The 4,157-nt window shown below is 65.1% G+C and carries 3 protein-coding genes; all 3 read left to right on the top strand.

Going from position 1 to position 4,157, the window contains the following annotated elements:
• The coding region (locus tag U4E84_RS19045; protein WP_369698427.1) for a PGF-CTERM sorting domain-containing protein at positions 1–60 on the top strand (60 nt) is incomplete at its 5' end.
• A gap of 770 nt (positions 61–830) precedes the next feature.
• Positions 831–3,392 carry a BGTF surface domain-containing protein gene (locus tag U4E84_RS16305; protein ID WP_322533168.1) on the top strand — a complete coding sequence of 854 codons (2,562 nt, stop codon included), beginning with the start codon at positions 831–833 and terminating at the stop codon, positions 3,390–3,392.
• A gap of 373 nt (positions 3,393–3,765) precedes the next feature.
• Positions 3,766–4,157, top strand: a 392-nt coding sequence (locus U4E84_RS16300; protein ID WP_322533167.1) for a 50S ribosomal protein L15e, incomplete at its 3' end; no start/stop codon positions are given.

Raw genomic sequence — 4,157 nt, 5'->3', positions numbered from 1 at the left:
CTCGTCGCACTCGTGGCCCTCATCGCGGCTGCGCTCCTCGCTACGCGGCGTAACGAGTAACGCAGCAGCGATTCACCACACTCGCTAACCACCGGCCCTCACGGGCCGACCCCTTGCGGTCCTTCTTTATCGGACTCAACCATCCAGCGACAGCCGTACTCGAGCGGCTTCGCTTTCGTACACCGCTGCGACACTCGAGAGACGAAGCGAACCTCCATCTCGTCGCCGACGCATCCAATCGTACGCTCTACGCTTGTCGGTGACCCCACGACGAGTCAGCTGCTGACGCTTCGGCCCGAATACGAGCGCGTTTCCCGTGGCGTTCTCCACGCGGCCGACGGTCGCCTGATCGCCGTCAGCGATCTCGCGCGCGAGTAACTCTACGTTATCTGACTCGAATCCGACTGATCTCGACTCACGAGTGCCGCGGCTCACGGTGTAGCGGTAACGGACGACGCGGTCTCCTCCCGAGAGAACGTGTGCGCTGCCCTTCAGCGGACCATCTAGCGCGAATTAACTCAGTCCAGTGAGCGCTGCGTCTGGCTGTGTGTGACCTGTCGGACTGGCTGTGTATCTCGGTGGACGTAGAGATTTTGATACTCCATATCTGCCGTCTGACGCCTGTCAGACGACGTTTTGGGGGAGTATACGCATGCCAACAGAGATGTTCTATTGTTCTGATATATATTACTGCTGCATTACTCCTCTCTCGCACGGTCCATAACAATCCATCCCGAGTCCGGTGGTGAACTCGACGCAGCGTTGGTCGACGACGATCGGTCGCGAGACGACGGAGAACGCTGCCAACGCGTACAGACGACACACCAACAATGACACACGATACAGACTATCGCACGAAGGCCAATGCGGTCTTCTTCGCGGCGATCACGGTACTGTCCATGGTCGCAGTCGGGTTTGCGGCCGCTCCTGCGGCAGCACAGGACGAAACGTACGAACAAAGCGAACTCGACGGCGAACTCGTCTGGCAGGGACAGGAAATCCAAATCGACGGCTTCGATGACGACGCTGACGTCACGCTTCGGGAGTCCACCGACGACGGCTCGAGCTTCGTCACGGAGCTGAACGCTGACGGAGACGGGACCGTTCAGCTCGACACCGAAGACCTCGAAGCTGGCAACTACTTCTTCGAGGGCGGCGGCTCCGATGAGGAGACCTTCGAGATCGCGGTTCAGAGCCTCAGCACCGAGTTCGAGGAGGACGAAACTCAGGCCGACGAGACCGTCGGTCTGGAGATCGACTCGAACCGCGGATCCTACTCGCTCGAAGCGAGCGCCGACGATGACCTCGACGACGAGGAGCTCGAGCAGCTCTTCGCCGACTCCGGTATCGAGACCGACGTCGGTGACGAGGACGACGACGGCGAGATACTCTTAGAGGACGTCAGCGACGGCACCGTCGACGTCAACTTCTCGAACGTCGACGACATCGAACCGGGCGAGTACAACTTCACGTTCGAGTCGACGGACACGTCCGCCGAGGACACCGCCTCGATCAACGTGACCGAAGCGGGCGAGGGCGACCTCCAACTCGCTGACGGCACGACCGAGGTCGCACAGGGTGACGTCGCGAACGTCACCGTCGAACTCGACGAGACCGACGAGGGTACCGTCGTGGTCGGCAACTACGAGGACGACAACTATCAGGCCAACATCTCCGTCGAGGACGGCAACGACGACGGCGAAGTCTCCGTGCTGTTCAACACGTACAACGCTGGCCGGGATGGTACCGTCGTCCAGGCCGCTGACGACGAGGATGACGTCACGCTCGAAGGCCAGCAGGGCGATCTGACCGACCTGCTCGACACGGGCGACTACGACGTCTCCGTGAGCCCGACCGCGATCGAGGGCGAGAGCGCCGAGGCGGCCCTCGACGACGAGACCGACATCGGAACGCTTCTGGTCGAGGAGCGCGAGACCGGCGAGATGGTCCTGTGGCGCACCAGCGGCGACGTTCGCGACGCCGTCGTCGACGCGCAGGACGACGACGGCGACGACGCCGCTACCGAAGCGATCACCGGCGGCGTCGAGAGCGGCGCCGTGACCGAGACCGACACCGTCGCGCTGAGCGAAGACGGCAGCGACGTGCTGGTCCACCAGATCTCCGCGACCGGTCTCGAAGGCGCGCTCGACGCGCAGGACGCGAACAGCAACTCCGAAGCGCTCTACCGCGTCCTCAACTCCTCGGCGGAGTACGACGGTGAGGAGGTCAACGCACTGAGCCTGACGTTCACCGAGGAGGACCCCGGTTCGAACGCGGAGGCGAACGAGATCGACGCCACCGCGCTCTCCGAGGACCAGTTCGAGGCCGCCACCACCGTCGTCTACGACGACGAGAACGGCGACTACTACGTCTTCCTCGACCTCGACGCGCTGAACGGCGAGCTCGAGGACGCGGAGGGCATCGACACCATCGAGGACGGCGACGAGTACACGGCCGAGTTCACGGTTCAGGAGCCGCTCCTGACCGACGCCGAGGCCGACGACGACTTCGAAGCCATCGAGGACGCGTACGAGTCCGCGAACGCGACCTTCGAGGCCGTCGAGGCCGACGGTGAGTTCGACGCCGACGAGATCGAAGTTGAAGCCGCCGAGAACCAGACCATCACGGGGACGACGAACGTCGCGCCGGGCACGGAGCTCGACATGCGCGTTCGCAGCGACGACGCGGAGACCAACTTCATCAAGAACGACGAGGACCTGAACGTCACGGCCAACGGCACGTTCGAAGGTTCGTTCGACTTCAGCGAGCAGGCGACGAACGACACGTTCACCGTGGAAGTGCGGAACGCACCGTTCGACGCGAGCGCTGACGGAACGGTCACCGGGGCCGGCAACGGCACCAACGACACCGACGGCGGCTTCGAGGTCTCGGACCTCGACCCCGAGGAGGCGACGATCACCGCGGGCGACGCGCTGACCGTCTCCGCGACGATCGAGAACACCGGTGAGGAAGAGGCGACCCAGGACGTCGCGCTCACCCTCGACGGCGAGGAGCTCGACAGCGAGGAGGTCACCCTCGAGGCCGGTAACAACACCACTGTCGAGTTCGCGGACGTCGATACGTCCGACCTCGAACCCGGTGAGTACGAGCACGGCATCGCCACCGACGACGACGAGCAGACCGGCACGCTCACCGTCGAAGGTGACGGCGAAGACGGTGAGGACGGCGAAGACGGTGAGGACGGCGAAGACGGTGAGGACGGTGAAGACGGCGAAGACGGCGAGGACGGTGAAGACGGCGAGGACGGCGAGGACGGTGAAGACGGCGAAGACGGTGAAGGCTCCGAAGACGGAGTGCCCGGCTTCGGTGCGCTCGTCGCACTCGTGGCCCTCATCGCGGCTGCGCTCCTCGCGACGCGGCGAACCGAGTAACGCAGCGGCGTTATACCACACTCGCTACCCATCGGCCCGCGCGGGCCGGCCCCTTGCGGTCCGTCTTTATCGCGCGACGCGCGTCGACCCGCCAGCGACGGCGAGTGCGATGACGCCACCGCGACGGCCCTCGCGCGTCCGTCTCTCGACGCGATCGACGAGTCACCCCCGAGGCGGGGATCCCCGCGTGTCACCGTTCACCACCCCAACGCCGTAGCGAAGCGGTTAAGGGCGAACCGCGGGAAGTACGGGCAACTCGCTGGTGCGGACACAGCGGGCACTCGCCGCCGGGGTCGGGACCGTCGCGGTTCCGCCCCGGGACGAGACGACATGTGGCCCTCGCGGCTGAATCGCAACCGTCCGCGGACAACATATGGCACGAAGCTTCTACTCGCACATCAAGGAGGCGTGGCGGTCCCCCAAGGAGGGGAAACTGGCGGAGCTGCAGTGGCAGCGCAAACAGCAGTGGCGCGACGAGGGCGCCATCGAGCGCATCGAGCGCCCCACGCGACTCGACAAGGCCCGCGAGCTCGGCTACAAGGCCAAGCAGGGCGTGATCGTCGCCCGCGTGAGCGTCCGCAAGGGCGGCTCGCGCAAGCAGCGCCACAAGGCGGGTCGCCGCTCGAAGCGCCAGGGCGTCAACCGCCTCTCGCGGCGCAAGTCGATCCAGCGCATCGCCGAGGAGCGCGCCTCGCGGAAGTACCGCAACCTCCGCGTGCTCAACTCCTACTGGGTCGGTGAGGACGGCTCCCAGAAGTGGCACGA

It is taken from the genome of Halorubrum sp. AD140, assembly GCF_034497445.1.
Lineage (GTDB): Archaea > Halobacteriota > Halobacteria > Halobacteriales > Haloferacaceae > Halorubrum.
The sequence above is the reverse complement of the archived record's forward strand: the minus strand, read 5'-3'. Positions and strand labels throughout refer to the sequence as shown.

Excerpts from the sequence above, each read along its gene's own strand:
- U4E84_RS16305 (WP_322533168.1), top strand. The coding sequence starts at position 831 with ATGACACACGATACAGACTATCGCACGAAGGCCAATGCGGTCTTCTTC.